Annotated in this window: 23 protein-coding genes; 12 read left to right on the forward strand and 11 right to left on the reverse strand. The window is 71.5% G+C overall.

Annotated features, from left to right (window positions below; translation table 11 throughout):
* Positions 1–95: 95 nt before the first annotated feature.
* Together GGQ91_RS09810 and GGQ91_RS09815 are read left to right on the forward strand one after the other, a co-directional pair.
* Positions 96–653 carry a sigma-70 family RNA polymerase sigma factor gene (locus tag GGQ91_RS09810; protein WP_043349707.1) on the forward strand — a complete coding sequence of 186 codons (558 nt, stop codon included), beginning with the start codon at positions 96–98 and terminating at the stop codon, positions 651–653.
* A complete protein-coding gene (locus GGQ91_RS09815) occupies positions 653–1,342 on the forward strand; it encodes an NrsF family protein (RefSeq protein WP_051976350.1) in 690 nt (229 codons plus the stop codon). Before GGQ91_RS09810 ends, GGQ91_RS09815 begins: the two co-directional genes overlap by 1 nt.
* A 78-nt stretch (positions 1,343–1,420) precedes the next feature.
* Here the strand turns inward: GGQ91_RS09815 and GGQ91_RS09820 are convergent, their stop codons facing one another.
* Positions 1,421–1,912, reverse strand: a complete 492-nt coding sequence (locus tag GGQ91_RS09820; protein WP_043388797.1) for a YcgN family cysteine cluster protein — start codon at positions 1,910–1,912, stop codon at positions 1,421–1,423.
* A 293-nt stretch (positions 1,913–2,205) separates the two neighbouring features.
* Between GGQ91_RS09820 and GGQ91_RS09825 the strand changes: the two genes are divergently transcribed.
* Genes GGQ91_RS09825 through GGQ91_RS09835 form a run of 3 tightly spaced genes read left to right on the forward strand, consistent with a single transcriptional unit; the run spans position 2,206 to position 5,841 of the window.
* The gene (locus GGQ91_RS09825) at positions 2,206–4,506 is read left to right on the forward strand and encodes a transglycosylase domain-containing protein (RefSeq protein WP_043388795.1); all 2,301 of its coding nucleotides are present in this window, start codon (positions 2,206–2,208) and stop codon (positions 4,504–4,506) included.
* Positions 4,507–4,510: 4 nt separating this feature from the next.
* Entirely contained in the window at positions 4,511–5,194 is a 684-nt protein-coding gene (locus GGQ91_RS09830; RefSeq protein ID WP_043388792.1) for a DUF1214 domain-containing protein, read from the forward strand.
* Positions 5,182–5,841, forward strand: a complete 660-nt coding sequence (locus GGQ91_RS09835; protein ID WP_182591887.1) for a DUF1254 domain-containing protein — start codon at positions 5,182–5,184, stop codon at positions 5,839–5,841. The genes GGQ91_RS09830 and GGQ91_RS09835 overlap by 13 nt, the downstream gene beginning before the upstream one ends.
* A gap of 244 nt (positions 5,842–6,085) precedes the next feature.
* Here GGQ91_RS09835 and GGQ91_RS09840 read toward each other — a convergent pair whose 3' ends face one another.
* Positions 6,086–6,871, reverse strand: a complete 786-nt coding sequence (locus tag GGQ91_RS09840) for a hypothetical protein (RefSeq protein ID WP_043349725.1) — start codon at positions 6,869–6,871, stop codon at positions 6,086–6,088.
* A 98-nt stretch (positions 6,872–6,969) separates the two neighbouring features.
* Positions 6,970–7,182 (reverse strand): hypothetical protein, encoded by a 213-nt coding sequence (locus tag GGQ91_RS09845; protein ID WP_043349728.1) that lies wholly within the window; start codon positions 7,180–7,182, stop codon positions 6,970–6,972.
* A gap of 441 nt (positions 7,183–7,623) precedes the next feature.
* On the opposite strand from GGQ91_RS09845, the gene GGQ91_RS09850 reads away from it, so the two are divergent.
* Both GGQ91_RS09850 and gshB read left to right on the forward strand, forming a co-directional pair.
* Positions 7,624–7,917: a hypothetical protein gene (locus tag GGQ91_RS09850; RefSeq protein ID WP_043349730.1), complete on the forward strand. Its 294-nt coding sequence runs from the start codon at positions 7,624–7,626 to the stop codon at positions 7,915–7,917.
* A gap of 49 nt (positions 7,918–7,966) precedes the next feature.
* The gene (gshB, locus tag GGQ91_RS09855) at positions 7,967–8,923 is read left to right on the forward strand and encodes a glutathione synthase (protein WP_043349733.1); all 957 of its coding nucleotides are present in this window, start codon (positions 7,967–7,969) and stop codon (positions 8,921–8,923) included.
* A 12-nt stretch (positions 8,924–8,935) separates the two neighbouring features.
* Here gshB and GGQ91_RS09860 read toward each other — a convergent pair whose 3' ends face one another.
* Both GGQ91_RS09860 and GGQ91_RS09865 read right to left on the reverse strand, forming a co-directional pair.
* A complete protein-coding gene (locus GGQ91_RS09860) occupies positions 8,936–10,471 on the reverse strand; it encodes a cation:proton antiporter (RefSeq protein WP_182591888.1) in 1,536 nt (511 codons plus the stop codon).
* Between the two features lie 57 nt (positions 10,472–10,528).
* Positions 10,529–11,968, reverse strand: a complete 1,440-nt coding sequence (locus tag GGQ91_RS09865; protein WP_179698332.1) for a carbohydrate porin — start codon at positions 11,966–11,968, stop codon at positions 10,529–10,531.
* Between the two features lie 121 nt (positions 11,969–12,089).
* Here GGQ91_RS09865 and GGQ91_RS09870 point away from each other — a divergent pair, with 121 nt between their 5' ends.
* Complete coding sequence (locus GGQ91_RS09870) at positions 12,090–13,688, forward strand: gamma-glutamyltransferase family protein (RefSeq protein ID WP_043755983.1); 1,599 nt, start codon at positions 12,090–12,092, stop codon at positions 13,686–13,688.
* 38 nt (positions 13,689–13,726) lie between these two features.
* On the opposite strand, the gene GGQ91_RS09875 is transcribed toward GGQ91_RS09870, so the two are convergent.
* The 3 genes from GGQ91_RS09875 to GGQ91_RS09885 form a co-directional block, all read right to left on the reverse strand.
* Entirely contained in the window at positions 13,727–14,584 is an 858-nt protein-coding gene (locus tag GGQ91_RS09875) for a class I SAM-dependent methyltransferase (RefSeq protein WP_182591889.1), read from the reverse strand.
* Positions 14,585–14,594: 10 nt separating this feature from the next.
* Entirely contained in the window at positions 14,595–15,104 is a 510-nt protein-coding gene (locus GGQ91_RS09880; protein WP_043349744.1) for an OsmC family protein, read from the reverse strand.
* A 116-nt stretch (positions 15,105–15,220) separates the two neighbouring features.
* Positions 15,221–16,345 carry an aminotransferase class I/II-fold pyridoxal phosphate-dependent enzyme gene (locus GGQ91_RS09885; protein WP_182591890.1) on the reverse strand — a complete coding sequence of 375 codons (1,125 nt, stop codon included), beginning with the start codon at positions 16,343–16,345 and terminating at the stop codon, positions 15,221–15,223.
* A 91-nt stretch (positions 16,346–16,436) separates the two neighbouring features.
* Between GGQ91_RS09885 and GGQ91_RS09890 the strand changes: the two genes are divergently transcribed.
* The 3 genes from GGQ91_RS09890 to GGQ91_RS09900 all read left to right on the forward strand — a co-directional run bounded on the left by GGQ91_RS09890 (position 16,437) and on the right by GGQ91_RS09900 (position 18,937).
* Positions 16,437–17,702, forward strand: a complete 1,266-nt coding sequence (locus GGQ91_RS09890) for an adenosylmethionine--8-amino-7-oxononanoate transaminase (protein ID WP_043348472.1) — start codon at positions 16,437–16,439, stop codon at positions 17,700–17,702.
* Positions 17,703–17,836: 134 nt separating this feature from the next.
* The gene (locus GGQ91_RS09895; RefSeq protein WP_020093672.1) at positions 17,837–18,226 is read left to right on the forward strand and encodes a response regulator; all 390 of its coding nucleotides are present in this window, start codon (positions 17,837–17,839) and stop codon (positions 18,224–18,226) included.
* Positions 18,227–18,361: 135 nt separating this feature from the next.
* Positions 18,362–18,937, forward strand: a complete 576-nt coding sequence (locus GGQ91_RS09900) for a MarR family winged helix-turn-helix transcriptional regulator (RefSeq protein ID WP_051976358.1) — start codon at positions 18,362–18,364, stop codon at positions 18,935–18,937.
* A gap of 10 nt (positions 18,938–18,947) precedes the next feature.
* Here the strand turns inward: GGQ91_RS09900 and zigA are convergent, their stop codons facing one another.
* Positions 18,948–20,171: a zinc metallochaperone GTPase ZigA gene (gene zigA, locus GGQ91_RS09905; protein ID WP_053610924.1), complete on the reverse strand. Its 1,224-nt coding sequence runs from the start codon at positions 20,169–20,171 to the stop codon at positions 18,948–18,950.
* A 250-nt stretch (positions 20,172–20,421) separates the two neighbouring features.
* Between zigA and GGQ91_RS09910 the strand changes: the two genes are divergently transcribed.
* Positions 20,422–22,500 carry a TonB-dependent receptor gene (locus GGQ91_RS09910; protein ID WP_403091208.1) on the forward strand — a complete coding sequence of 693 codons (2,079 nt, stop codon included), beginning with the start codon at positions 20,422–20,424 and terminating at the stop codon, positions 22,498–22,500.
* Positions 22,501–22,662: 162 nt separating this feature from the next.
* On the opposite strand, the gene GGQ91_RS09915 is transcribed toward GGQ91_RS09910, so the two are convergent.
* Both GGQ91_RS09915 and GGQ91_RS09920 read right to left on the reverse strand, forming a co-directional pair.
* Complete coding sequence (locus GGQ91_RS09915) at positions 22,663–24,120, reverse strand: PepSY domain-containing protein (protein ID WP_075379737.1); 1,458 nt, start codon at positions 24,118–24,120, stop codon at positions 22,663–22,665.
* Positions 24,114–26,297, reverse strand: coding sequence for a TonB-dependent receptor (locus GGQ91_RS09920; RefSeq protein ID WP_182591891.1), 2,184 nt, complete (start codon positions 26,295–26,297; stop codon positions 24,114–24,116). Before GGQ91_RS09920 ends, GGQ91_RS09915 begins: the two co-directional genes overlap by 7 nt.

Genomic DNA, 26,297 nt, shown 5'->3' on the forward strand with positions numbered 1-26,297 from the left:
GCGGGATGCCCGCGCGCGCTTGGGCGCTGGCGTCGGGATCCCACCGCGGGGTAGACACGACGCGGGCCGGGGGGCGGAACGACGGCGGAGCCCGGATGGCGCTCGAAGAGGAACTGGCGACCCTGATGGCGGCGGCGCAGGGCGGCGACGCGGCCGCCTACCGCTCGCTGCTCAAGGCGTGTCTGCCCGTGGTCTCGGCGATCGCCCGGGCACAGGGCGTGCGCGGCGAGGCGGTGGACGATGTCGTGCAGGACGCGCTGATGACCGTCCACCGGGCCCGGGCGAGCTACGATCCGGCCCGTCCCTTCCTGCCCTGGCTGCGCGCCATCACCCAGCGGCGGGCGATCGACCGGCTGCGCCGCGCCGGGCGGCGCCCGCGGGAGGTCAACGACCCCCTGGCCTACGAGGCCGAGGTCGATCCGGGCCCGATCCCCGGCCATGGGCTGGAGGCGCGGGATCGGGCGGCCGCCCTGGCCAGGGCGGTGGCCGCCCTGCCCGACGGCCAGCGGCAGGCCGTGGAGCACCTGGGCCTGCGCGAGCTGTCGCTCGACGAGACCGCGGCCCTCACCGGTCGCAGCAAGGGAGCCCTCAAGGTGAACCTGCACCGGGCGCTGAAGGCGCTCCGGGCCAGTCTGACGCAGGAGCGGGAGTGATGCCCGGAGAGGGGAGCAACCGGGCCGGCGGGGACCTGTCCCGTTACGACCGACTCGTCGAGGAACTCGCAGGGGGCCTCGAACCCGTGCGGCCGCTGCCGACCCCGGAGGCCCGCGCGGCGCTCTGGCTCGGCGTGACGCTGGTGGTCGGCGTCGTCCTCGCGGCCTGGATCGGAACCGGCGGCTTCATGCTGCGCATGCATGTGCCGGATCTGGCCCTCGCGGCGGTCGGCGCCGTGCTGACGGCGATCACGGCCGCCTTCGCGGCCTTCGCCACGAGCGTGCCGGGACGGTCCAGCCGCTGGGCGCTTTTGCCGCTTCCGCCCCTGGCCCTCTGGGTCGGCGCGAGCGGGCTGGGCTGCCTGCGCGACTGGATCGCGCCGGGGGCCGACGTGCCCGGCGAGCACACGATCGCGGGCTGCTTCAGCTTCCTGATCTGCGTCTCGGTGCCCTTGTCGGTGCTGATCGTCGTGATGCTGCGGCGCGCCTGCCCGCTGCGGCCGAACCTCACCGCCGCCCTCGGGGGGCTGGCGGTGGCGGCGGCGGCGGCGGCGCTGCTCATGCCCGTCCACCCCCACGACGCCACCGCCACGGATCTCCTGTTCCACGCGGCGGCGGTGACCATCGTCATCGCGGCGAACGGCCTGGCGGGCGGCCGGCTGCTCGGCCGGCACTCCGGGACCGGCTAGGGCGTACCGGTCGAGGCGCCGGGCCGCGACCACGCGGCGTGAGCCGGTCTGCGGGCCCCGGCGTCCGGCGCGCTCGCCTCAGGCGGCGCTGGGATCGAGGCCCGGCCAGTCCACGATCCGATCCGGCAGCTCGTCCTCGGAGAATTCCTCCTCGTTGCCGGCGAGCCGGCCGCGGACCGAGATGCCCGCCTCGTGCACGCTCGCGGCCCGGCCGGAGATCAGGGGATGCCACGGGTAGAGCGGCTGCCCGTCGCGCACGAGCCGGTACGCGCAGGTCGGCGGCAGCCAGGCGATCGACCGCACCGCTTCCGGCGTCAGGCGCACGCAGTCGGGCACCCGCTTCTGGCGCCGCGCGTAGTCGCGGCACCGGCAGGTGAGGCCGTCGAGCAACGTGCAGCCGATATCGGTGTGATGGACCTCGCCGGTATCCTCGTCCTCGAGCTTCATCAGGCAGCACCGGCCGCAGCCGTCGCACAGGCTCTCCCACTCGGACGGGGTCATGGCTTCGAGCGTCTTGGTCCGCCAGAACGGCTCGACCGCCCCGCGGCGCGGCGCCTCGGGCTTGGGCATCGGGAAAGTCTCTCGGATGGGAAGCCGCCTCTCTGCCCGAGCCCGGGCACCGCTGCAAGCGTGGCCGCCGACGACCTCCATGCGACCGGATCGCACCGTCGTGCGTTACGCCCAAGCTCGTCCGCGGCGATTCGCGAGACTGCGCAGAGCCTCGCCGACGGTTCCGGATCCTGCTATGGACCTCGGATGCCGTGCGGTGGCGCAGGCGCAGGGTTCGTGTCCGCGGCGCGGGCCCTCGACCATCCGCCGCCAGGATCCGCCGCAGAGGCGCTCGACAAGCCGGGTTCGACATCGTGCGCCTGCCGACGCTCACCGAGATCAAGGTCCGCCTCGAACGCGCCGCGCTCGCCTTCGACGCCTGGGTCAATGCCAGCCTGTACGATGGCGGCCAGTCCACGGGCGAAGCCTACGAGCGCTTCCAGCGCGTCATGAGCCGGTTCGCCGTGCGCGGCTGGAAGCGCGTCGCCCTCGACCTGACGAGCGAGGGCGTCACCATCGGGACCGGGGGCGCTGTCCTGATGCTCGCCCTGGCTCAGCCCGCCTTCCAGCTGACGAGCGAGAACTGGCTCAAGCAGCAGGACCTCGCCGTCACCTTCCTCGACCGCTACGGCACCGAGGTCGGCCGCCGCGGCATCAAGCATGACGATTCGCTCAAGCTCGATGACTTTCCCGACATCATGATCAAGGCGCTGGTCTCCACGGAGGACCGGCGCTTCTACGAGCATTGGGGCATCGACCCGATCGGCACCCTCCGGGCGCTGGTCAACAACTCGCGCGGCGGCGGCGGCACGCAGGGCGGCTCCTCGATCACCCAGCAGCTCGCCAAGAACCTGTTCCTGACGAACGAGCGCTCCCTGGAGCGCAAGATCAACGAGGCGTTCCTGGCCCTGTGGCTGGAGAGCCACCTCACCAAGAACGAGATCCTGAAGCTCTACCTCGATCGCGCCTATATGGGCGGCGGCACCTTCGGCGCCGTGGCGGCGGCGGACTATTATTTCGGCAAGCCGCTCAAGGACATCAGCCTCGCCGAGGCCGCCATGCTGGCGGGCCTGTTCAAGGCGCCCACCAAGTACGCCCCGCACGTCAACCTGCCGGCGGCGCGCGCCCGGGCGGCGGACGTGCTGCACAATATGGTGGAGGCGGGCTTCGTCACCGAGGGCCAGATCCAGACGGCGCTCCGCAACCCGGCGACCCCGGTGACCCGCACCCGCGACATCACCGCCGACTATTACCTCGATTGGGCCTTCGGCGAGATCAAGGCCATGGCCGACGCGGGCAAGCTGCGCAGCGACCGTGTGCTGACCGTGAAGACGCCCCTCGACCTCGCCATCCAGAAGCGGGCCGACGAGGTCGTGGCCGACATCCTGCGCAAGTCCGGCGACGCCTACGACGTCGACGAGGCCGCGATGGTGATCCTCGACCCGGACGGGGCGCTGCGCGCCATGGTGGGGGGCGCCGATTACGGCGAGAGCCAGTTCAACCGCGCCACCGACGCCCTGCGCCAGCCCGGCTCGTCGTTCAAGCCCTACGTCTATTCGGCCGCGCTCGCCTCCGGCCTGTTCAAGCCCGACACGACGGTGGTCGACAGTCCCGTCTGCATCGGCAACTGGTGCCCGCAGAATTACGGCCGCTCCTATGCCGGCCGGGTGCCGATGTGGCTCGCGGTGGCGAAGTCGATCAACACGATCCCGATCAAGATCTCGATTTCCCTCGGCAAGGCCATGGGCATCAGTCACGAGGCCCGGGCCGCCAAGGCGGGCCGCGCAAAGATCACCGAACTTGCCCACAAGATGGGCATCACCTCGAACCTGATCGACACGGTGTCGATGCCGATCGGCTCGGACGAGGTGACGGTGATCGACCAGGCGGCGGGCTATGCGGTCTTCGCCAACGGCGGCTTCCGCGCCAAGCCCTACGCGGCCATCGAGGTGAAGAACTCGTCCGGCGAGGTGATTTACCGCCACGCCGACGAGGCGCCCGAGCGGGTGCTCTCGCCGCAGGTCGTGGCCGACATGAACTTCATGCTGAACAAGGTGGTCGAGGAGGGCACAGGCAAGCGCGCGCAGCTCGAGGGCGTGAAGGTGGCCGGCAAGTCGGGCACCACGAACGCCTACCGGGACGCGTGGTTCGTCGGCTACACGGGCAATTACGTCGGCGCCGTCTGGTTCGGGAACGACGATCACACCTCCACCAACAAGCTGACCGGCGGCTCGCTCCCGGCGCAGACCTGGCACGACATCATGGAGCCGGCCCATCAGGGCATCGAGATCAAGGGTCTGCCCGGCCTGAAGGACAGCCCGCGCGCCGCCCAGCAGCAGGCTTCCGGGGGCCCGACCGCCCCGATCGACCCCAATGCCAGCGCCTACGGCAAGCTCTCGCGCCGCTCCTTCGAGGTGATCAGCGGCCTGAACGGCCTGTTCCGCACGGTCGAGCGCGCCCCCGCAGAACCGGCTCCGGACGCACCCTCCGGAACCGGAGAGCCGCGCAAGACCGGCAGGAAGCCCGGCGACCGGGCCGCGGTGCCGCCGTCCGGCCAGCTGCGCGAACTTGCCGAGGGCAGCCGCCCGGTCGGCGGCTTCACCGAGGTTCGGTGAGCGCATGAAGCTCACGATTCCCGACGCGTTCGGCCGCGTCTCCATGTCCGCCGGCGCCCCGCGCAGCCGCGCGGTCCGGTTCGTCCGACGGCTGTGGCGCAAGACTTCGATCGCCGGCCTTGCCGTCTACGCCCTGGCGCTGGGCGCCCTCCTGGGCCTCGCCAGCGCCGACTGGGCGACGAGCGGCGGCTATCCGTTCGGGGGCGTTCAGGTCGGTGCCTGGACCGCTTGGCCGCGGGCCGGCGCGGCGAATGCGGATCCTTACACCCGCGCCGTCAATGCCCGCCGGGGAGAGATCCCTCTGGCGGTCGGTGAGGGCCTGCTCCTGACGGCGGCGGTCGACGATGCCGGACAGGCGCTCGACGCCACCTGCACCTACCGGATCGGCGGCGCGACGCCGCCCGCCCGCGCCTGGACGATCACGGTGGCCGGCCGCGGCCCGCGCGATCCCGGCCGTGCGCCCCTGCGCGAGGGCTTCACCTCCACCGAAGTGCTGCGCGCGCCCGACGGGTGGTTCTCGATCGTGCTCGCGCCGGATGTGCAGCCCGGGAACTGGCTCCCGAGCCCGCGGGCGACCGGTCCGGTCCGGCTGGCGCTGCGCCTCTACGATACGCCGGTGGCCGCCAGCGTCGGGTCCCTCGACCGGAGTTCCGTGCCGGCCGTCACTCGCCTCGGATGCGCCTCGTGAGCCTGCGCTTCGTCTACGCCACGCTGATCGGCCTCGTGCTCGCCGGGATCGTCCACATCGCGGCGGTCCTGGCGATCCCTGCCCTCTCGGAAGCCGACGCCGTCTCGCGCGCCCGCACCAGCGAGAACCTGGACCATCCGCAGTCGATCTACACGGTCGCCACCGGTGACGACCCCTCCCCGCCCGAGGCATGGCTGCCGATCCCGGATCCGGCGGTGGCGGTGGGCGTCTGCGCCTACAACCTCGCGGACGGGCCCATGCGCGTCTCCGCCCGCACCGGTCCCCTGTCCCTGTCGCTCGCCGCGCATGCCCGCCGCGGGGCCTTCTACGCGGTGACCGACCAGGCCGCGGTCCGTGGCGCCCTCGACCTCGTCATCCTGACCCGCGCCCAGTACGACGAGGCGCTTGCGGACGACGACGAGAACGATCCGAGCCGCGACGTGCGCATCGTCGCGCCCGACACGCGCGGCTTCGTGGTGGTGCGGGTGATCGCCGGTCTCCCGAGCCAGCGTCCCGCCGCGAATGCCGCGGTCCAGGCCGTCTCCTGCACCACCGACACGTCGACGGACGATGCGCCGACGGGCAAGGACGCGGCCGTCAAGGACGCGCCCGGCAAGGATGGGCCCGGCAAGGGGACGGGGCGCTAGCGGGGCCGTCGAACGGGCTGGCTGCGTCGATCGACGTGCGGCGGGCCTCAGCCACCTTCGTCCGTTCGGGGATCCGCGGATCGTCCGCGTCTCCAGCACTGGGCGATCGGCCGGATGGACCTGCCCCTCTCCCTGACCCACGATCCCGGACACGCGCGGGCCTGCAGGTCGGCCCCGCGGCCGATGTCGCGGCAGCACGGGCGCTGTCGTCGTCAGGGTGGGGCGCGACCGCAGTCTCGGTCGTTCAATACTTGACCACCAGCGGCTCCGCCTGCGCGACCGGCACCGGGGGCGGCAGCGGAGCCGGTCCGAGGCCGCAGCGGGCCGCGGCATCCGGCGGGAGGAGCGGGTCGAGCAGATTGCGGCGGGCGGCCAGCATCATGATGGACCGCTCGGCCGAGACCGATTCCGGTGCCGGCGCCGCGGCGAACAGGTGTTCCAGGGCGAAGCGGTAGCGCGCCAGCCGCAGGCCGGCCTCGAAGCGCACCCAGGCGATCAGGCAGCGATTCTCGGCGACCCGCTGGGCGGCCTCCAGCACGTCGGCGTTGTCGAGGGTCTTGGCGAAGGGCAGGCTGCGCAGACGCGCGGCATCGGCGTCGATGACGCGGGCGGCCAGCGCCACGAAGATCGGGATCAGCCGGGCATCGGCCGTGGCGTCGTCGCCGAGCTTCCGGTAGCGGGAGACCGGGGAGCGGGACGGCTCCGCCGTTAGGGCCTCGTAATAGGAACCGACTTCCTCGTAGCGCCAGGTCGGCGGGAGCACGTGGGCGCTGGCGAGGCCGAGCACCGCGTCCTGAAAGGCGGTGAAGCTGCTGGCGGGCTGGACGAATCGCCATGCGCGGTCGCGCAGGGCCTGCTCGTCGTCGGTGAGGCCGGATTCGAGCAGCAGGCGCCCGCGGTCTCGGGTGCTGAAGCTGCCTGTCGTATCGATGAGCCCGTTCCAGACCCCCGTACGCGGTCGGCCGAAATCGCCGCTCTGGGTGCAGGCTGCGAGCACGGCCAGTGCAGCGCCGACGGGGCCGAGGCGCATCGCTCGGCGGGCGCGGCCGAACGGCCGGCGATCCGGGGCTGACATGGGAGAACCGTCTGTGGCGGCGTGCGGCCGATGTGACATGGACCGCGACGTCCTCAGGACGCGAGGCGCTCGTAGCGCACGCCGAGGAACAGGAGGATCTCGCCGCGCCGCTCGCCGGAGCGCGGAATGCGGGAACTCCGACGCGCCTCTGCGCCCGGAAAGGGAATCAGGTCCGCGGACGCGGCCGGCGCAACTCTGCGGGACAGATCGGCGGCCGACTTCGACGAGCGGATTTCGCCGGTCTCCTGCGGCTTGAAAAGGGTCATGGTCTCCGGCTCCTGTCGGCGGTCCGAGCATCTGGCCCGGGCCCTTCGGAGGGCGTCGGCAAGGGCTACCGAAACAATCCAGCACGACGTGGTTAACGGAGTCTTTCCAGGCATCGGCGCCCGAAGAGCGCTCTGATGGGAGTTGGCGCGCGACTTGCGTGGCCTTCCGTGCCCATGGCGGGCGTTTCCTCCCTTCGACTTGAGGCCCCGTCCGATCCCGGACGGGGCCTTCTTATGTGGAGCGTCGTGTCTTGTCGGACGCCGCCGCCGTGCGACCCGCGAGCCACACCGCGGCGAAGCGTGGTCGCGACGTTCCTGCGCGGAACCCCTCGGGACCTCCAACGCTTGCCTACCGCCCGGCCCGACCGATATGCCGGACGCGGGCGATTGCGGGACCGCCGCGTCGGTTCTCCGCCCGAGCGAGATTGAGGACACCGCTGAATGCGACTGGTTCCGGAACGATCCCTGCGCGCCGCCCGCCGCCGCGGGTTGGCTACTGCGGCGCTGGCGCTGTTCGCGCTGACGGCTGGCCCCGCCTATGCCCAGCGCGAGGACCAAGGCCTGCAGCTTGGCTGCGCCAACGACTATTTCCGCCTCTGCGCGGGCGTCGACCCGAACAGCCAGGACGCGGATCGCTGCATGATGCGCAACCGCAAGCGCCTGTCTCCCGAATGCCGGTCGGCGATCGGCGACTACGACAAGCGCACGGGCAGCAAGTCTCTGTCCGACGATTGAGATTGCCGCATCCGGTTGTGATGTCCGCCGTTGGCGAGGGGCGTTTGGTATGAGCCTGACCGTCGCGGTTCAGATGGACCCGATCCAGAATATCCGGATCGCGGGTGACACGACCTTTGCCCTGCTGCTGGAGGCCCAGCGGCGGGGGCATACGCTCGTCTACTACACGCCGGACCGGCTCTCGATGCAGGGCCGGCGCGTCACCGCGCGGGTCGAACGTCTGACCGTACAGGACGTCGAAGGCGCGCATTACACTCTGGCGCCACCGGAGCGGCTCGACCTGGCCGAGGCGGACGTGGTGCTGATGCGCCAGGATCCGCCCTTCGACATGGCCTACATCACGGCCACCCACATGCTCGAGCGGATCCATCCGGAGACCCTCGTGGTCAACGATCCCTTCGAGGTGCGCAACGCGCCCGAGAAGCTGTTCGTCCTCGATTTTCCCGAGTTGATGCCGCCGACCCTGATCAGCCGCGACAAGGCGGAGATCGAGGCCTTCCGGCTGGAGCACGGGACGGTGGCGATGAAGCCGCTGCACGGGCATGGCGGCGCGGCCGTGTTCAAGGTCACCGAGAAGGATCCGAATTTCGGCTCGATGTTCGACCTGTTCGCCACGACCTTCCGGGAGGCCTGGGTGGTGCAGCGTTACCTCGACCGGGTCACGGAGGGCGACAAGCGCATCATCCTGGTCGACGGCGTCCCCATGGGCGCGGTCAACCGCGTCCCGGCGGCCAACGACATCCGCTCCAACATGGTCCGCGGCGGGGCCGCCTCCGCCTCCGAGCTGACCGACCGCGAGCGCGAGATCTGCGCCACGATCGGGCCCGAGCTGGCGCGGCGGGGCCTGATCCTGGTGGGGATCGACGTGATCGACGGGCACCTCACCGAGATCAACGTCACCTCGCCCACCGGCATCCGGGCGATCCAGCGGCTCGGGGGCCCCGACCTGTCCGTCGCCGTCTGGGATGCGATCGAGGCCCGGATCGCGGCACGCAAGGGCGTGTGACGGCGCGCGGTCTCAGGTCTCCGCGCGCGGCGTCGCGCTGAGTTCGGCCCAGTCGAACTCCTCCTCCAGCAGGAAATAGGCGTCGTCGCCGATCCGGCCCTGGCGGCGCAGGGCGAGCACCGCGTCGCGGGCGGCCTCGACGGCTTGGCGCCGGGCGGCGTCTGCCGGCAGGCTCTCCGGCGCCAGGCCCTCGTCGTGCGCCTCCGCCTCCGCGAGGGCCGCGCGGAACTCGGCGCGCAGCGCGTCGGTCGCCGGCGCGTCCTCCGCATCCCCGAGGCTGTCGAGGGCGGCCTTGTAGGCCGCCGCCCGGGCCCGGCCCGTCTCACGCCCCACGGGGTCGTCGTCCTCGAGCCGCAGATGGGCGAGCAGCGGCCGCAGGGTCAGGCCCTGAACGATCAGGGTTCCGAGCACCGTGACGAAGGCGGCGACGACCACGAGATCCCGGTGCGGGAACTGGGCAGGCAGCGCCAGGGCGGCGGCCACGGTGACAATCCCGCGCATGCCCGCCCAGGACAGGGCGATGCCCGGCCCCAGCCGCGCCGGAACTCCGGCCTGGCGGAGGCCGAATTCGCGGATCCCGGTGGTCGGCAGGACCCAGGCGAGGCGGGTCACCACCACGGTGGCGAAGGTCGCGCCCGCGAGGATCAGGGCCTGCCACGCATCCGCGCCGCTCAGCCGCTCCCGGATCGGGTCGATCTGGATGCCGATCAGCACGAAGGCCAGGACGTTGAGCACGAACACCGCCGTGTCCCAGACGGCGTAGGAGATCACCCGGGCCCGGGGCGCGGTGACGCCGGGGGCCCGGCGGGCGACCGTCACCGCGAAGGTCACGATAGTCAGGACCCCCGACAGCTCGAGCCGCTCCGCGGCAAGCCAGATCCCGAAGGCGGCGACGAACTGCATCACGATCGCGCTCGCCGGGTCGGTCACGCGCCGGGTCACGGCCACGAACAGCAGGCCGAGGCAGGGGCCGACGACGAGGCTCGCGACGACGCCCAGGAGGAACGCCGGCGCCACCTCCGCCGGGTGGAAGGTGCCGGCCATCGCGGCCGTCACGCTGAGCCGGTAGATCAGCAGCGAGGCCGCGTCGTTGAGCAGGCTCTCGCCGCGCAGGATCGTGGCGAGCCGGTGCGGCATCGGCGCGTGCTTGAGCACCGCCAGTGCCGCCACGGCGTCGGGCGGCGCGACCACGGCACCGAGCACGATGCAGGCGGAGAGCGGCATGTCCGGGACCACGAGCCGCGCCACGACCGCGACGGCGAGCGTGGTCACCGCCACCGCCCCGACCGCGAGCCCGGCCACCGCGCGCCAGTTCTCCTTCAGATCCCGCACGGAGGCGTCGAAGCCGGCATCGAGCAGGACCGGAGCCAGGAACAGCGCGAGCGCCAGTTCGGGATCGAGCCGCAGGTTCGGGACGCCGGGGACGAAGGCGAGGCCGACACCGCCCATCGCCAGGAAGGCCGGATATGGCGCCCCGAGCCGACGTGCGACACCGGCCAGTAGGACGGCGCCGAACAGGACGCCGACGACCCACTCGAAGACTAACATGCTGCTGAAAGAGGCGGAGCCCCGGGACCGTTCCGGGGCCCACGGTCGCAGGCCGGCTCAGTACTGCACGGTGGCGCGTACCCCAAGCACCGCCGCGTTGCGCAGCCGGCGGCCGTCCGGACCGGCGATGCCGGCGCCCGGCCGGATGACGTATTGCGCGTCGGGCTGAACCGTGAAGCCCGGCACGACCACGGCCTGATAGGTCGCCTCGATCACCGCCTCGGCGCGGCGGCGGGGCATCGGCATGCCCGAGTAGAGGATCGTGTCCCGGTCGGCCCGCTGGGCCTCGTCGCTGATGCGCGCGTAGGCGACGCTGAGGCCGATCGTGTCGTCGTCGCGCCCGTCGAACAGGCCCTTGTAGGCCAGCCCGGTATCCACGTAGGCATCGATCAGGCTGGAGCGGGTGGGCGACCACGCGGCACGCACGAAGAAGCCGAGGCCCTCGTCGTCCTTGCCGGATTCCCGGTAGAGGGTCTGGTCGTAGATCGCGTAGAGGCCGGCATTGCCGCGCACCGGCCGGCCGATCCCGGTGGCGTTCGGGTCGGCGAGCGGCACGCCGGTGATGTCGAAGCGCAGGCTGTCGAACCGGCCGAAATGCTGCCAGCCGCCCAGGGTGATGTCGCCGGGCAGGCCCCGGGAACCGGGCGCGATGTTGTACGCGTAGGTGGCCTCGGCGATGATCAGGGCCGGATCGCGCAGGCGGAAATTGGTGCCCGTCCGGTCGAGGCGCTGCGCCTCCGGATCGTCACCAGGACGATTCGCACCGGCCGGATCACCGTCGTAGAGCCCGACCTGCAGGGAGAAGCCGTTGCCCGGCACGTATTTGGCCCGGATCGCCGGGGCTGCGAGCGGGTAGGCCGGCCCGCCGCTCGGCAGGTCGAGCCCGGTGATGACCGGCCAGCCGAAGGTCGAGTTCACGAACAGCGTCGCGGTCTGGCTGACGAAGAACTCGGTGTCGGCAGCCTGCTGCCCGATCCGGATCCCGAGCTGGCCGTCCATCAGGCTCTGGTCGAACCAGAGCACGTAGAGCCGCGTGGACGGCAGCGCCTCGATGACGCTCGTGGTCAGCAGGTTGCCGACATAGTAGCGCGACAGGCCGGTGCCGTGGATGAAGTAGGCGTTGGCATGGACCGTGGCGCCTTGCCAGCCCGCCAGCCGGTCGAGGTCGAGGTTGAGGCGCAGGTTGAGGCGATCCTCGACGATAGCACCCTGTCGAAGGCCGCCGACCGGATTGCCGAGCACGTCGGCGATGTAGGTCAGGCTGTACGCGATGCCCCGTTCCTTCAGGACCGGGCGGATCCCGAGCGGGTCGCCGAGCGGGCCGAGAGAGGGCTCCACCGAGCGGACATAGCCGCCGGAGGCCTGGCTTGTGGTCTCAGGCTGCGAGACCGAGATGCGCGGATCGGCGCCCGCGCCCTCGTACACGGTCCGCGTCTGGGCCGCAGCGGGAAGGGTCGACAGGCCGAGGGCCAGCCAGGAAATGAGTTTGCAGGACATCGGCCGCTTCTGGGCGACAGCACACGCGCAGCATAGCATGGCCCGCCGCCCGTATGCGCTTGGTCTTTGCAGGAGGCGTCGCCTCGCCTAACCCTGCGGCCGGTACACCACAGGACCGTCGATGCCCGAGACCCCCGTCTTCACGTCCGCCGCCGTCGCCGCACCCCACAGCCTCGCCGCCCAGGCCGGCCAGACCGTCCTCGCCCAGGGGGGCAACGCCATCGAGGCGATGGTGGCGATGGCCGCCTCCATCGCGGTGGTCTATCCGCACATGAACGGCATCGGCGGCGACGGGTTCTGGCTGGTGCGCGAGCGGGGCGGCCGGGTGCGGGGCATCGAGGCCTGCGGCCCGGCCGGGCGCCTCGCCACGATCCCGCGCTACCGCGAGAAGGGCTACGACGCGATCCCCGCGCGGGGACCCGACGCCATGGTCACGGTGGCGGGCGCGGTGGGCGGCTGGCGCCTCGCCCTGGAGCTGGCGCGGGCGCTCGGCGGCCGCCTGCCCCTGGAGACGCTCTTCGCCGACGCGATCGGTCAGGCCCGAGCCGGCGTCGCGGTCTCGCCCTCGGAGGCACGCTACGTGCCACAGGAACTCGACACGCTCCACGACGCGCCAAACTTTGCGGCAACCTTCTTGAAGGACGGCAAGCCCTATCCCGCCGGAGAGACCCGCGCGCTGCCCCGCCTCGCCGATACCCTGGAGCAGCTCGCTCATGCGGGGCTCGGCGACTTCTATCGCGGCGATATCGGCCGGGAGATCGCCGCCGACCTGGAGCGCCTCGGTGCGCCGGTCACCCGGGCGGATCTGGAGGCCTTCGCGGCGGTGGAGCGGGCGCCCCTGTCGATCCGGCGCCGCGACGCGACGCTCTACAACTTCCCGCCGCCGACCCAGGGGCTCGCCGCCCTGCTGATCCTCGGGATCTTCGACCGGCTGAATGTCTCCGAGCCCGAACGCACGGCCCATTATCACGGGCTGATCGAGGCGACGAAGCGGGCCTTCGCGATCCGCGACCGGGTGGTCACCGATTTCGCCCGCCTGCGGCACGACCCCGCCGCCTTCCTGACCCCGGAACGGCTGGCCCGCGAGGCCGCGCTGATCGACATGGGTCGCGCAGCCCGGGTGCCCCTGCCCGATCCGGGTCACGGCGACACGGTCTGGATGGGCGCGATCGACAAGGACGGGCTTGCCGTCTCCTACATCCAGTCGGTCTACTGGGAGTACGGCTCCGGCACGGTGCTGCCCGCCACCGGCATCTGCTGGCAGAACCGGGGCATGTCGTTCTCCCTCGACCCGAAGGCCGTGAATCCCCTGGAGCCCGGTCGCCGCCCCTTCCACACGCTGATCCCGGCGCTCGCCGCCTTCGACGACGGCCGTGTGATGAGCTACGGCAGCATGGGCGGCGACGGGCAGCCGCAATTCCAGGCCCAGATCTTCACCCGCTACGCCGATTACGGGATGTCGGTGGCCGATGCCGTCGACGCGCCGCGCCTGCTCTACGGGCGCACCTGGGGGGCGCCCTCGCTCAGCGTGAAGGTGGAGGACCGGTTCGATTCGGCCTGCATCGCGGCCCTCGGCCGACTCGGCCACGAGATCGAGGAACTGGGCGGACCCTACATCGACTCGCTCGGGCACGCGGGCATGCTGGTCCGCCATCCCCGGAACGGTCGGATCGAGGCGACCCACGACCCGCGCTCGGACGGCGGCGCCCTGGGACTCTGAGAGAACGCGCCGCCCGCCCGGCGGCGCGGGATGCCGGCTCAGCCCGCCTGAACGAGCCAGCAGGCGGCGCGCAGGCGCACGGCGCCACCCGCCGCGTGCCGCGCGAGGGCCGCCGCCACGGCCGCCTCGGCCCGCGCCCGGAGATCCGGTGCGGCCTCGCGGACGAGGTGGGAGCTGGGGCCGAGGTTCAGGGAGACGTGGGTGGCCGCCGCGGTCGCCGCCGCGTCGGTCTCGCCCTGACCGACGACGATGTCCCGGTCGAGCGCGTCGCAGGTCACGCCGGCGAACCCGGCGGCGCGCAGGAGCGCGACCAGCGGGTCGGGGTCGGCGAAGCGGAAGGGCCCCGGCGTGTCGGGCTGCGGCGGAGGCGGGGGCTCCGGCAGGAGCGGAAGCACCGCGTCGCGCGGCACGCTCACCCAGTGATTCTCGGGCAAGGTCCGCCAGCACAGGAAGGTCAGCCGGCCGCCCGGCTTGAGCATCCGGCGAATGTTGGCGAAAGCGCCGGCGGAATCCGGGAAGAACATCACGCCGAAGCGCGACAGGATCCCGTCGAAAGGACCGAGATCCGCCGTCCCGACATCCGCCTCCACGAACCGGATCGGGGCGGTGCGTGCAACCTCCGCGGCGGCGCGGTCCCGCGCCACGGCGAGCAGCGGCGCCGAGATGTCGGCCCCCGTGACGCCGCCGCCGGGCCTGACCCGACGGGCGGCCTCCAGGGTCGTGGCCCCCGCGCCGCAGCCGATATCGAGCACCGTGTCGCCGGGAGCGAGGGGCGTGCGGGCGAACAGCGCCTCCGTCAGCGGGAGGAACATCGCGTCGAGGACGGCCTGATTGCGCGCCCAGCGCGTGCCGACCTCGCCGTTCCAGTATTCGGTCTGGGTGATGCCGCCCGCCATGCTCCCTCCGTCAGACCGTGGTCGTGGCCACGGACAGCTCGGGCTTGTGGTTCAGGGTCTGGAACACCACGCAGTAGCGCTCGGTCAGCTTCAGGAGCTGCGCCAGCTTGTCCTCCGGCGCGTCGGTATCGAGTTCGAAGAACAGGCGGATGCTGCGGAAGCCCACCGGCGCCTCCTTGTCGACCCCGAGGGTGCCGCGGAAATCGAGGTCGCCCTCGGCGCTGACCGTGCCGGCGCGCAGCGGGATCTCCAGGGCTGTGGCCACGGCCTTGAGCGTCACCCCCGCGCAGGCGACCAGCGCCTCCAGCAGCATGTCGCCCGAGCACAGCTCCGCCCCCGAACCGCCCGTCGCCGGATGGAGCCCGGCCTCCGCGATGGCGCGGCCCGTCTCGACCTTGCAGGCGATCTTGGTGTCGTCCAGCGTGCCCCTGGCCTTCAGGGTGATGACCGCCGCGTCCGGTGCGGTGCGGTACTTGTCCTTGATCGGAGCCTGGAGGGCTCGCAGCGTGGTGGCGTCCATGGCGTCGTCCTCTCGATTCCGGATCTGACCCGCTTCTCGGCGGCGGGCCGGCCGGAGCGTTCCGGCTCCGTCAGGCGCCCGGTATAGGTGCGCGCCACGCGGACGGGAAGCGGTTCTCAGGCGCGCCCGGTGAGGACGGTCATCGCTTCCGCGAGGGCGTCGACCTGGGCCTCGTCGTGGGCGGCCGAGAAGGCCACCCGCAGCCGCGCGGTCCCGGCCGGCACGGTCGGCGGGCGGATCGCCACCACCAGGAATCCCGAGGCCTCCAGCGCGGCCGAGATGTCGAGCGCCGCCTGCGCCTCGCCGACCAGGACCGGCACGACGGCGCTCTCGGCCTCCGGCAGGCCCAGACGGGCGGTGAAGCGCCGGGCGAGGGTCAGCGGTCGGGCACGCCGGTCGGGCTCCGCCTCCAGGATCGTCAGCGCCTCCAGGGCGGCGGCGGCCGAGGCCGGAGGCAGGCCGGTGGTGTAGACGAAGCTGCGGGCGCGGCTCGTCATCAGGTCGATGACCGGGCGCGAGGCGCAGAGATAGCCGCCATACGAGCCGAGCGCCTTCGACAGGGTGCCCATTTCCAGCGGCGCCCGCGGCCCGTCCTCGACCACGCCGATGCCGTGGGCGTCGTCCACCAGCGTCCAGGCGTCGAAGGTCTCCGCGATGCCCAGGATGTCGCCGAGCGGCGCCCGGTCGCCATCCATGCTGAAGACCCGCTCGGTGAGCACCAGGGCGCGCCCGTAATGGGGGCGGTGCTCCGCGAGCTGGGCCGCGAGGTCGCCGGGATCGTTGTGGCGGAACGTCAGGACCCGCGCGCCCGACAGCCGCGCGCCGGCCCACATGCAGGCATGGGACAGCGCGTCCAGAAGGACGAGGTCGCCCCGCCCGGCCAGCGCCGGGGTAATGCCGAGATTGGCGAGATAGCCGCTGCCGAAGACCAGGGCGGCCTCCGTGCCCTTGTGGCGCGCGAGGCCGTCCTCCAGCGCGCCGAGATACGGATGGTCGCCGGTCACGAGCCGCGATCCGCCCGACCCCGCACCGTGGCTCGCGACGGCCGCCTGAGCCGCCGCGATCACCCGCGGGTGATGCGAGAGGCCGAGGTAATCGTTGCAGGAAAAGGAGACGAGCGTCCGGCCCCGTCGTGCCGCCGCGGCGCCGGAGCCGCGCTCCGTCGGCACCAGCGTGCGGCGCAGGCGACCGGCCTCGAGGGCTTCGAGTTTCCCGGTGGCGAAGGCGTCGAGGCTGTCCATGGGGATGGGGATGGGCGATGCCGCGGCGGCAAAGTCAAGCGGCGGGTGCCGGACTCTTGACCCCCGTCCGAGGGGCTTCCATGCCGGACGCATGACCCTCGAAACGCCCGCAGGCCATCTCTGGCGGCCCTACACGCAGATGCGCCTCGCCCCGCCGCCGCTGGAGGCGGTCGCGACGCATGGCACCCGCATCCGCCTCGCCGACGGCCGCGAACTCGTGGACGGCATCGCCTCCTGGTGGACCGCGGTGCACGGCTACAATCACCCGCACATAGCGGGCGCTGTCGCCGACCAGCTCGCGCGCATGCCCCACGTGATGTTCGGCGGCCTCACCCATGCGCCGGCGGAGACGCTGGCGCGCCGGCTCGCCGCCCTGCTGCCGGGCGATCTCGACCACGTCTTCCTGAGCGATTCGGGCTCGGTCGCCGTGGAGGTCGCGCTCAAGATGGCGGCGCAGATGTGGATCAACCGCGGGGTGGGCGGCCGGACGAAGGTCCTGGCGTTCCGGGGCGGCTATCACGGCGACACGATGGGGGCGATGTCGGTTTGCGACCCCGAGGAGGGCATGCATCGCCGCTTCGGTGCCTACCTGCCGAGCCAGATCTTCTGCGACCTGCCGCGAAGCGCGGCCGAGACCGCGGCGCTCGACGCGGCCCTCGCGTCTCATCGCGACACCCTGGCGGCGGTGATCGTCGAGCCGCTGGTCCAGGGTGCGGGCGGGATGCGGACGCACCCGCCTGAGGTGCTCGCGGCGATCGCCGGGCTGGCGCGCCGGCACGGACTGCCGCTCATCGCCGACGAGATCTTCACCGGCTTCGGGCGCACCGGCAGCCTGTTCGCCTGCGAGCAGGCGGGAATCGTGCCCGACATCGTCTGCCTGTCGAAGGCCCTTACGGGCGGAACGATGGCGCTCGCCGCCACGGTCGCCCGCACGGAGGTGTTCGCGGCGTTCTGGTCCGAAGACCCCGCGGCCGCGCTGATGCACGGCCCGACCTTCATGGCCAATCCCCTGGCCTGCGCAGCGGCCAATGCCAGCCTCGATCTGTTCGAGGCGGAGCCACGGCTGATCCAGGCCCGCGCCATCGCGGCCCGTCTTGCCGAGGGGCTGGAACCCCTGCGGCGGGTGCGGGGCGTGGCGGATGTCCGGGTACTCGGTGCCATCGGAGCGGTGCAGTTCGCCCGTGCGCCCGACTTGGCCGTCCTCAAGGCGCGATTGCTCGCCCGCGGCGTCTGGGTCCGGCCGTTCGGCGACATCGTCTATCTCACCCCCGCCCTCACGATCGATGCAGCGGATCTCGACCGGCTGATCGAGGCGGTCGCCGCCGTGGTGACCGAGCTGGCGCCCGGATCGGCATGACGACCGGGCGTTCCACATTCCCGTGATCCGTCTCCGCGGGCGCCTGCAACCCGTGACCGTTTCTGCCGTTGGGCCTACGGCTGGAGATGCGTGCGGCGGCCCGCGCGGCCGGACGCTGCCAAAGGGAGTACACAGTGGCGAGCGAGCAGACGGGTTCGAGCGGCGATCGGCCGGTAATCCTCCTCGTCGAGGACGAGGCGCTGACGATCATGGACCTCGGGGACGTGCTGGAGGAAGGCGGCTACGACACCGTTCAGTGCGCCTCGGCCGAGCGCGCGCTGAGCATCCTGCAGGCGCGCCCGGACATCTGCGGCCTGGTCACGGACGTGCAGCTGTCGGGAAAGACCGACGGGTTCGATCTGGCGAGTTCCGTGGCCGAGGCGCGGCCGCAACTGCCGATCCTGATCGTCTCCGGGCGCGCGGCCCCGGATCCGGCCCGCATGCCCGAGCATGCCGAGTTCATCGCCCGGCCCTGCACCGGCGAGGATATCCTGGACCGTCTTCAGCGCCTCATGCACTGCTGATCCGACCTTCACGTCGGCCCCGTCATCGCACCGTCACCGGCCAGCGCCACACGGACCGGAGCGGCCGCGTGACGGGGGTGGACGGTGCAGTTTCAGGATCGTCCGGCGGCCGCCGGCATTAATTCGGGCGCTCCGGTGGGCGACAAGCAGAAGCGCGATCATCAGGACGAAGCTGCGGCCGTGCTCGGCCACACGTCCAAGAAGATGCGGCCGCCCGGCGTCCGCAGCGTCGGTTGGGCGCTGGTGCAGGCGGCGCGCCTGCACCGCGCCCGAACCGGCGACCGGCTGGCCAAGCTGGGGCTTTTCGCCGGCCAGGAGCAGGTGGTGCAGGCGTTGGCTGCGGCCGGCACCATGACCATGGGTGATCTCGCGGCGCTGCTGCGGGTGCGGCCGCCCACCGCGTCCAAGACCGTGACGCGGCTCGCGGCCCTCGGCATCGTCGAGCGCCGGGCCGAGTCGGGCGATGGCCGCGTGGTCCGGGTTCAGCTCACGGAAGCCGGCATGGCCAAGGCCGAGGCGATCGAGCGGATCCAGGAAGAGGTCGAGGCCGAGTTGCTCGACCACCTCGACAAGACCGACCGCCGACGCCTGCGCAAGCTCCTGCGCAAGGCCGCCCGCGGCCTCGCCGAGGCAGCCGGTGCCTCCGGTCAGGTGGCGGAGGCCGATGCCGAGATCGAGGCCGAGGACGAGACGGAGGGCCTGCCGGCCTGACCGGCGGGGCTCAGGCCGCGGCCCGGCGCCAGGCCGGGAACGGATCCGGCAGTTCGCGGTAGGGCGCGGGATCGAAAGGTGCGCGATCCGGTCCGGTGTCCACGAGGCAGGCATCGAGCGCGGCGATGAGCGCGGCGCGGTCCATCCCGGATCCGATGAAGACCAGTTCCTGGCGCCGGTCGCCCCAGACCTCGCTCCAGACCGTATGCAGGCGCTCCCGGAACTCGGGCGCCTCCGGCCAGCGCCGCCGCGGCACCGCCGACCACCAGAACCCCATCGCGGAGACCCTGGCCACGGCCCCCGCCAGGGAGAACTCGCCGACCCAATCCGGCCGCGTCGCCAGCCAGAAATGGCCCTTCGCCCGGATCAGGCCCGGCCAGGTGGCGTTGACGAAGGCGTTGAAGCGCTCGGGGTCGAAGGGGCGCCGGGCCCGGTATACGAAGGAGGCGATGCCGTATTCCTCGGTCTCCGGTACGTGCGCGTGGGCGCCGTAGAGTTCCTTGAACCAGAGCGGGTGCTGCTGCGCCTTCTCCTCGTCGAACAGGCCGGTGTCGAGGATTTCCGCGAGCGGCGCACGTCCGTGATCGGTCTCGAGGATGCGGGCGTCGGCGTTCAGGCCGCGCACCACCGAGCGGACCAGCGCGAGATGCTCGGGTGAGACGTCATGCGCCTTGTTGATCACCACCACGTCGGCGAACTCGATCTGCTCCACGAGCAGGTCCACGAGCGTGCGCGTATCCTCGGCGCCCGCGGTCTCCCCGCGCTCACGCAGGAACGCGGCCGAGCCGTAATCCTTCAGCAGGTTCACCGCGTCGACCACGGTCACCATCGTGTCGAGCCGGGCCAGATCCGACAGGGAGCGGCCCGCCTCGTCCCGGAACGAGAAGGTCGACGCGATCGGGAGCGGTTCGGCGATGCCGGTGCCCTCGATCAGCAGGTAATCGAACCGCCCGGTCTCCGACAGGCGGCGGACCTCGGCGAGCAGATCGTCGCGCAGGGTGCAGCAGATGCAGCCGTTGGTCATCTCGACGAGGGTCTCGTCCGTCCGGGACAGGTCGGCTCCGCCCGCGCGGACGAGGTCGGCATCGATGTTGACCTCGCTCATGTCGTTCACGATCACCGCCACCCGGCGGCCGTCGCGGTTGTTCAGAACATGATTGAGCAGCGTCGTTTTGCCGGCTCCGAGAAAGCCGGACAGGACGGTGACGGGCAGGCGGCGATCGGGCTGTGTCATGCCGCAATCAAAATGTTATAACATTTCAAAGTCAAGGCAGTGAAACGCGCCGCAGCGGCGGGACCCGGCGAAGCTGTTGCAACGATGTAACGTTTCTCAAGCGTGTCGGGGTGGCGCGGGATTACACCTTGCACCTGACCCGAGGTCCGCGACACTGAAACAGTATAACACTATGTGAGTCTCCATGTCCCGCCTGCGTCGCCTCCGCTTCCTTGCCGGCACAATGCTGTCCTCGACCGTCTGCACCGGCATGTTGGCTCCGTCGGTTGCCCGGGCCCAGCAGGCCGTCACCCTCGACGAGATCAGCGTCACCAGTCCGAGCCCGATCCAGGCCCCGCGCACGGCGCCGATCGCCGACGCGGCGGTCCCGATCGGCGTACTGCCGGTGGCGACCAACACCTTCTCGCCCGTCACCGTGGTCACCCAGGAGCAGATCGCGCGCGATCAGCCCCGGACCCTGGGCGACGCCCTGTTCGACAGGCCGGGCATCTCCGGCACGTCCTACGCCCCGGGCGCGGCCTCACGGCCGATCATTCGCGGTCTCGACAACGCCCGGGTGCGCATCCAGGAGAACGGCATCGTCAACGGCGGCGTGTCCGACCTCGGCGAGGACCACGCCGTGCCGGTGAATCCGCTGGTGGCCGACCGGATCGAGGTGATCCGCGGCCCCGCGACCTTGCGCTATGGCTCCGGCGCCATCGGCGGCGTGGTCTCGGCGGACAACAACCGGGTGCCGACCTTCATTCCGGCGAACGGGGTGCAGGGGCAGGTGACCACCGGCTTCTCCAGCGTGGACAACGGCCGGCTCGGGGCCGCCACGGTGGATGCCGGCGGCGATGGCATCGCGGTCCACGCCGACGGCTTCAAGACGGCCAACGACAGCTACGCGATCCCCGGCGGGATCCAGCGCAATTCCTACAACGAGTCGCAGGGCGGCGCGGTCGGCATCTCGGCGATCGGCGACCGCGGCTTCGTCGGCATCTCCTTCAGCCACTACGACGCCATCTATGCGATCCCCGGCGGCGTGGCGGAGCAGGACCGGACCCGGCTGACCCCGAATCAGGACCGCGTCCTGTCGCGGGGCGAGTACCGGCCCCTCGACGGTCCGTTCGAGGTGATCCGCTACTGGGCGGGCTACTCGGTCTACCGCCACAACGAGGTCGGCATCGGCGAGGACGGGATCGAGGGCGTCCAGGCGATCTTCAAGAACCGGGAGGCCGAAGGGCGCCTGGAACTCCAGCACGTCCCGGTCTTCACGGATCTCGGCAAGCTCACCGGCGCGCTCGGCTTCCAGTCGGACCGGCGTGTGATCAACACGCAGCTCGAATCGTTCCTGCCCAAGACCGAGTCCCGTGCCAACGCGGTCTACCTGTTCGAGGAGCTGGAGCTGCGTCCGGGCACGCGTCTGCAGGCGGCCGGGCGCTACGAGGTCGATCGGCTGTCGAGTACGGCCGCGCAGTTCCCCAGCGATTACGTGCCCGTCGACGGGCAGGAGCCGTTCCAGTACGCCCGGACCCGCCGCTTCGCGCCGAAGAGCGCCAGCATCGGCGCCCTGCAGGATCTGCCCTACGGCTTCGTGGCGAGCCTCACCGGCTCCTATGTCGAGCGCGGACCCACCGGCTACGAGCTGTTCTCGCAGGGGCCCCACGACGCCACCGCGACCTTCGAGATCGGCAACCCGAACCTCAAGAAGGAGCGCGCCCGGACCGTCGAGGCCAGCATCCGGCGGGCCGAGGGACCCTTCCGCCTCGACGCCACCGGCTACTTCACGCGCTACACCGGCTTCATCTACCGCAACTACACGGGGCTGACCTGCGACGACGACTTCGCCTCCTGCGGTGTCGGCACCGACAACCGGCAGATCGTCTATCAGCAGCAGAACGCGACCTTCTACGGCGCCGAGATCATCGGCCAGTACGACCTCCTGCCGGTGGGCAACGGCTTCGCCGGCATCGAGGGGCAGTTCGATTTCGTCCGCGCTCAGTTCGACAACGGCACCAACGTGCCGCGCATCCCACCCTACCGGCTCGGCGGCGGCGTCTATCTGCGGGCCGACGGATGGTTCGCGCGGGTGAACCTCATCCACGCCTTCAGCCACGACGCCACGGCGGTTTACGAGACGCCCACGCCCGGCTACGACGACCTGCGGGCCGAGCTGAGCTACACCAAGGCGGTCGATCCCGCGGTCTACGGGGCGAGCGCGATCACCCTCGGCGTCCAGGGCCGCAACCTCCTGAACGACGACATCCGCAACTCGACCTCGTTCAAGAAGGACGAGATCCTGCTGCCGGGGCGGAACGTGCGGCTGTTCCTGACGGCGCGGTTCTGAACGCTGCGGCCGCCGCGGCGCCGTCCTTGCGCGCGCGGCGAAGCCATTCAGGGCTGCGTCGGACGTCGCGCTGTCGGCGGGCACCGGGTCACTGCGCTTTCGGCGTGACGACCAAGCGGGCGTGCTCGGCCGCGTCGGGCACCGGGAGCCTCGGCCGGCCCCCTAGGCCGACAGAACGCGGCGCAGGCGGCGCCAGCCCGCGACCAGACCGGTGACCGCGATCCCCGCCGCTAGGAGGTTCAGGACCCATTGGGCGGCATCGTGGAGCGAGCGGTTGACGCTGAGCCCGGGCAGATCGAGGCGGTGCGCGGCGTCGAACAGCCAGCGGTTGATGCGGCCGGAGCGATCCAGGCGCTGGAGGATGGTCCCGTCCCGGGGATCGACGTGGAGCCACGTGGCGTCCGGATCAGCGAAGCGCAGGCGCAGCACCGGAAGCGGCCGTGGGTCGATCCCATGCGGATACCAGTACAGGTCGTAGGCGGTCAGGGTCTCTGCCGTCCGTAATCCGCCGAGCAGGGCCGGACCGGCGGCCCGCGCGAGCGCGGCGGCATCGAGGAGCGTGCCGTCATCCGCCCTGCGGCTCCGGGCTCCCGCCGGTGTGTCGGCGACGATCCACCAGGACCCGCCGATGGCGGCGAAGCGCAGCGCGCGGGTTCCGGCCTCTGCGAAGCCCCGCAGGGCTCCGGCGTCGAGGCCGAGGGGGGCGGGCTGTCCGGCATAGGCGGCGCGGATCTCGGCGGGCGCAGCGTTCGACGAGAACCAGCGGTTCGGGTTCATCGAGATCCAGCCGCTGAGGATGAAGGTGCTGAGTCCGATTCCGCCCGCGAGGCCGAACAGGTGGTGCCAGCGTGCGAGACCGCGATAGGGCGTGACGGCGCCGCCCGCGTAGCGGCGGCGGAGGCGCAGGCGCCAGATCCCGATCGCGAGGCCGCTCAGCGCCCCGAGGGCGGCGAAGCCGGACAGCCACAGAAGGACCGTCCGCCACAGATCGGCCCGGGCGCGCAGCGGCGTCAGGTAGATCCAATGCGCCACGGCGCCGGCCCAGTTCCAGCCACGCTCGAAGCGGGTCGTGTCGAGGGCGACCTCGCCGGTGACCTGAGACACGTAGAGCTCGGTCCCGGCCGCATCGTCGAGGACGACCTTCAGGAACGGCCGGAGCGGATCGTACCGGGCCGTGACGGTCCACTGGTCCCGCTCGACCGGATCGACATGTGCGCCCGGAATCCCCTCGGCCGCGAGACGCAACGCATCCTCGGGCGTCAGCGGGCCGAGCCGCTCCCCGGTCCGCGCCGAGACCGTGGCCCGGCGCCCGTCGCGGTCGGCGATCCGGTAGACCGGTTCCGCACCGCGCATCTCCAGGGCGAAGGCCGCCGGCACGCCGGCAAGGCCGCCGGCCCGCAGCGCGTCGTCGGGCGCCACCGCGACGCGCTCCCAGGCGATCGGTGCGAGTCGGTCCAGGCGCTCGGCCCCGGTGAGCGCCGGGAACGGCACGTAGAGCATCACCAGTCCGGAGCCGATCCACAGGGCGAAGAACAGCCCCGCGGCGATCCCGGCCCAGCGGTGGAACAGCAGCAGCCAGCGCCGCCCCGCCTTGCCGAGCCGCCGCGGCAGGCTCACCACGTCACCGTGTAGGCGACCTCGACCGAGCGCGGCCGCCCGAGCAGCCAGTTGGTCCCGACCCCGTTCACGGCATTGCCGCTGATCGCGTAGACCTTGTCGAACAGGTTGTAGACCCGCACGGACAGGCGCGACTCCGCCGTGACCTGATGGTCGAGGACCACGTTGACGAGGTTGTAGGCCGGGCGCCGCGCCGTATTGCCGAAGTCGCTGTAGACCTGCCCCACGTTCTGAAGCCCGACCCGCGCGGTCCAGTCGCGGTAGACGTCCCAGGTCAGCCAGAGGTTGGCCACCCGCTCCGGCACGTCGATGGGCTGGTTGCCGGCGTACGAGACCGTGGCGCCGTTCACCGTCTGGTCGAACCGGTCGTACTGCGCGTGCAGCAGCGCGAGGTTGCCGTCCAGTCGCCAGCCCGGAGCAAAGCGCCAGCCCAAGGCCAGCTCGAATCCCTGCGAGGACTGGCTCCCCACCTGCGTGGACAGCGTCGGCTGGCCGGGGATTGCCGAGATCAGGTTGTCCTTGACGATCCGGTAGCCCGCGATGGTCCATTCCACGGCACCGTCGAAGGCAAGACCCTTGGCGCCGATCTCGACTTGATCGCCTGTGGCGAGCTTGAAGCCCGCCAGCGACTGGTTCAGCGTGATCAGGCTGTTCACCGGGTCGGTGGCGAAGCTGTACTGGGCGTAGAGCGCGCTGTCCGGCGTCGGGTTGTAGACGAGGCCGAACCGGTAGCCCAGCGCCCGGTAGGTCTTCTCGAACCGCGATCCCGTCTGCAGGTCCTCCCGATTCAGCGTTGGCACGTCGAGGCGCACGCCGGTGAGGAACGAGAGCTTGTCCGACAGGATCAGACGGTCCTCCGCGAAGACCGAGGCTTGGCTCGTCTGCGTGGCGTAGGCCGGACGGGCTCGCCCGTTCTGCGGGAAGAGGCCCGGATCGTAGCCGACGAGCGGCACGCTGGTGGTCTGGTCGAAGTAGAAGTTGTTGGTGTGCCGGAAGTCGATGTGGTTCACGTCGAACCCGGCCACGAACTGGTTGGGCAAGCCGAACAGGCTGCCCCGGAACGTCGCGTCGAGCCGGTCACCGACCTGCTCCTGGCTGTGGTAGATTTCCAGATAGTCGCCCCGGTCCACCAGCCCGGTGCCGCGGTTGTAGGAATATTGCTCGACGTCGAGCCAGTGGCGCCGGCTTGTGAGCCGGTAGGCGGTGTTGCGGATCGTGATGTCGGCCGAGGGCGACCATTCGGTCTTGAGCTGGGTCCAGTTGTCGGCCCAGGTGATCTTCGCGTCCCGGACGTTGTAGTTGTTGAACCGGATGAGGTCCGGGATCCGTCCCTCGACGAGCGGCGTGCCCCAGTAGCGGGCGGGCTCCTGGTAGCCGAGATCGTGGCTCAGGGTGAACGCCAGATCGGCGCTCGGTCGGAACAGCAGGGCGGCCGAGACCGCGAGGTTGCGGAAATCGCCCTCCGGCCGGATCCAGCCGTCGGCGCGATTGCCGCTGACGTTGAGGCGATACGCGAAGGTGTCGCCGAACTCCGCTTGACCGATTCCACCGCCCGAATCGAACGCAAGGCGCGCAACGCCATCCGTGCCGACAACGGCGCGGGCGACGTTGATCGGCACGAAGACCGGCTTCTTCGGCACCACGTTGATCACGCCGCCGATGGCGCCGTCGCCGTACAGCACCGAAGACGGGCCGCGGAGCACCTCGATCCGCTCGACGTTCCACGTGTCGAACGGGAAGGTCACCGTGTTGGCGCCGACGTAGAAGCGCGTGCCGTCGTAGAGCTGCTGGATCGAGTTCGGGCCGGCGAAGCCCCGGGACGTGAAGGCGCCGTTGCCGTTGCCGGGTGCCGCGATCGTGGTGATGCCGGTGGCGTCCTGGGTCACGGCCTCGGCGATCGTGTCCTGACCGCGCAGCCGCGCGGTCTCACCCGACACGATGTCGAGGCTCGCCGGCGTCTCCAGCGGCGTCAGACCGAGGCGGCTCGCGGTCCGGTCGGGGGTGCGCAGATTGAGGCCGGTCGGCGCAGCGCGGTTCGGGTCTCCGCCCGCGCCGGCCACGGAGAGTTCATCCAGGGTGACGGCCTCCTGGGCGGCGGTCGGACTGGCGAGGAGCGCGAGGAGAACGCCACAGAGGGGAGCCGGCCCGCCGGAGCGGGCGCGATGGATCGAGCGAAGCAT

It is taken from the genome of Methylobacterium fujisawaense, from assembly GCF_014138435.1.
Classification (GTDB): domain Bacteria; phylum Pseudomonadota; class Alphaproteobacteria; order Rhizobiales; family Beijerinckiaceae; genus Methylobacterium; species Methylobacterium fujisawaense.

Bases quoted from the DNA above. Each gene is read 5' to 3' on its own strand.
- zigA (WP_053610924.1), bottom strand. From the start codon at position 20,171: ATGACACAGCCCGATCGCCGCCTGCCCGTCACCGTCCTGTCCGGCTTT.
- GGQ91_RS09845 (WP_043349728.1), bottom strand. From the start codon at position 7,182: ATGACCCTTTTCAAGCCGCAGGAGACCGGCGAAATCCGCTCGTCGAAG.
- GGQ91_RS09910 (WP_403091208.1), top strand. From the start codon at position 20,422: ATGTTGGCTCCGTCGGTTGCCCGGGCCCAGCAGGCCGTCACCCTCGAC.
- GGQ91_RS09835 (WP_182591887.1), top strand. From the start codon at position 5,182: ATGCGCCTCGTGAGCCTGCGCTTCGTCTACGCCACGCTGATCGGCCTC.
- GGQ91_RS09830 (WP_043388792.1), top strand. From the start codon at position 4,511: ATGAAGCTCACGATTCCCGACGCGTTCGGCCGCGTCTCCATGTCCGCC.
- GGQ91_RS09890 (WP_043348472.1), top strand. From the start codon at position 16,437: ATGACCCTCGAAACGCCCGCAGGCCATCTCTGGCGGCCCTACACGCAG.
- GGQ91_RS09920 (WP_182591891.1), bottom strand. From the start codon at position 26,297: ATGCTTCGCTCGATCCATCGCGCCCGCTCCGGCGGGCCGGCTCCCCTC.
- GGQ91_RS09840 (WP_043349725.1), bottom strand. From the start codon at position 6,871: ATGCGCCTCGGCCCCGTCGGCGCTGCACTGGCCGTGCTCGCAGCCTGC.
- GGQ91_RS09870 (WP_043755983.1), top strand. From the start codon at position 12,090: ATGCCCGAGACCCCCGTCTTCACGTCCGCCGCCGTCGCCGCACCCCAC.
- GGQ91_RS09810 (WP_043349707.1), top strand. From the start codon at position 96: ATGGCGCTCGAAGAGGAACTGGCGACCCTGATGGCGGCGGCGCAGGGC.
- GGQ91_RS09875 (WP_182591889.1), bottom strand. From the start codon at position 14,584: ATGGCGGGCGGCATCACCCAGACCGAATACTGGAACGGCGAGGTCGGC.
- GGQ91_RS09820 (WP_043388797.1), bottom strand. From the start codon at position 1,912: ATGCCCAAGCCCGAGGCGCCGCGCCGCGGGGCGGTCGAGCCGTTCTGG.
- GGQ91_RS09865 (WP_179698332.1), bottom strand. From the start codon at position 11,968: ATGTCCTGCAAACTCATTTCCTGGCTGGCCCTCGGCCTGTCGACCCTT.
- GGQ91_RS09885 (WP_182591890.1), bottom strand. From the start codon at position 16,345: ATGGACAGCCTCGACGCCTTCGCCACCGGGAAACTCGAAGCCCTCGAG.
- GGQ91_RS09860 (WP_182591888.1), bottom strand. From the start codon at position 10,471: ATGTTAGTCTTCGAGTGGGTCGTCGGCGTCCTGTTCGGCGCCGTCCTA.
- GGQ91_RS09850 (WP_043349730.1), top strand. From the start codon at position 7,624: ATGCGACTGGTTCCGGAACGATCCCTGCGCGCCGCCCGCCGCCGCGGG.
- GGQ91_RS09880 (WP_043349744.1), bottom strand. From the start codon at position 15,104: ATGGACGCCACCACGCTGCGAGCCCTCCAGGCTCCGATCAAGGACAAG.
- gshB (WP_043349733.1), top strand. From the start codon at position 7,967: ATGAGCCTGACCGTCGCGGTTCAGATGGACCCGATCCAGAATATCCGG.
- GGQ91_RS09815 (WP_051976350.1), top strand. From the start codon at position 653: ATGCCCGGAGAGGGGAGCAACCGGGCCGGCGGGGACCTGTCCCGTTAC.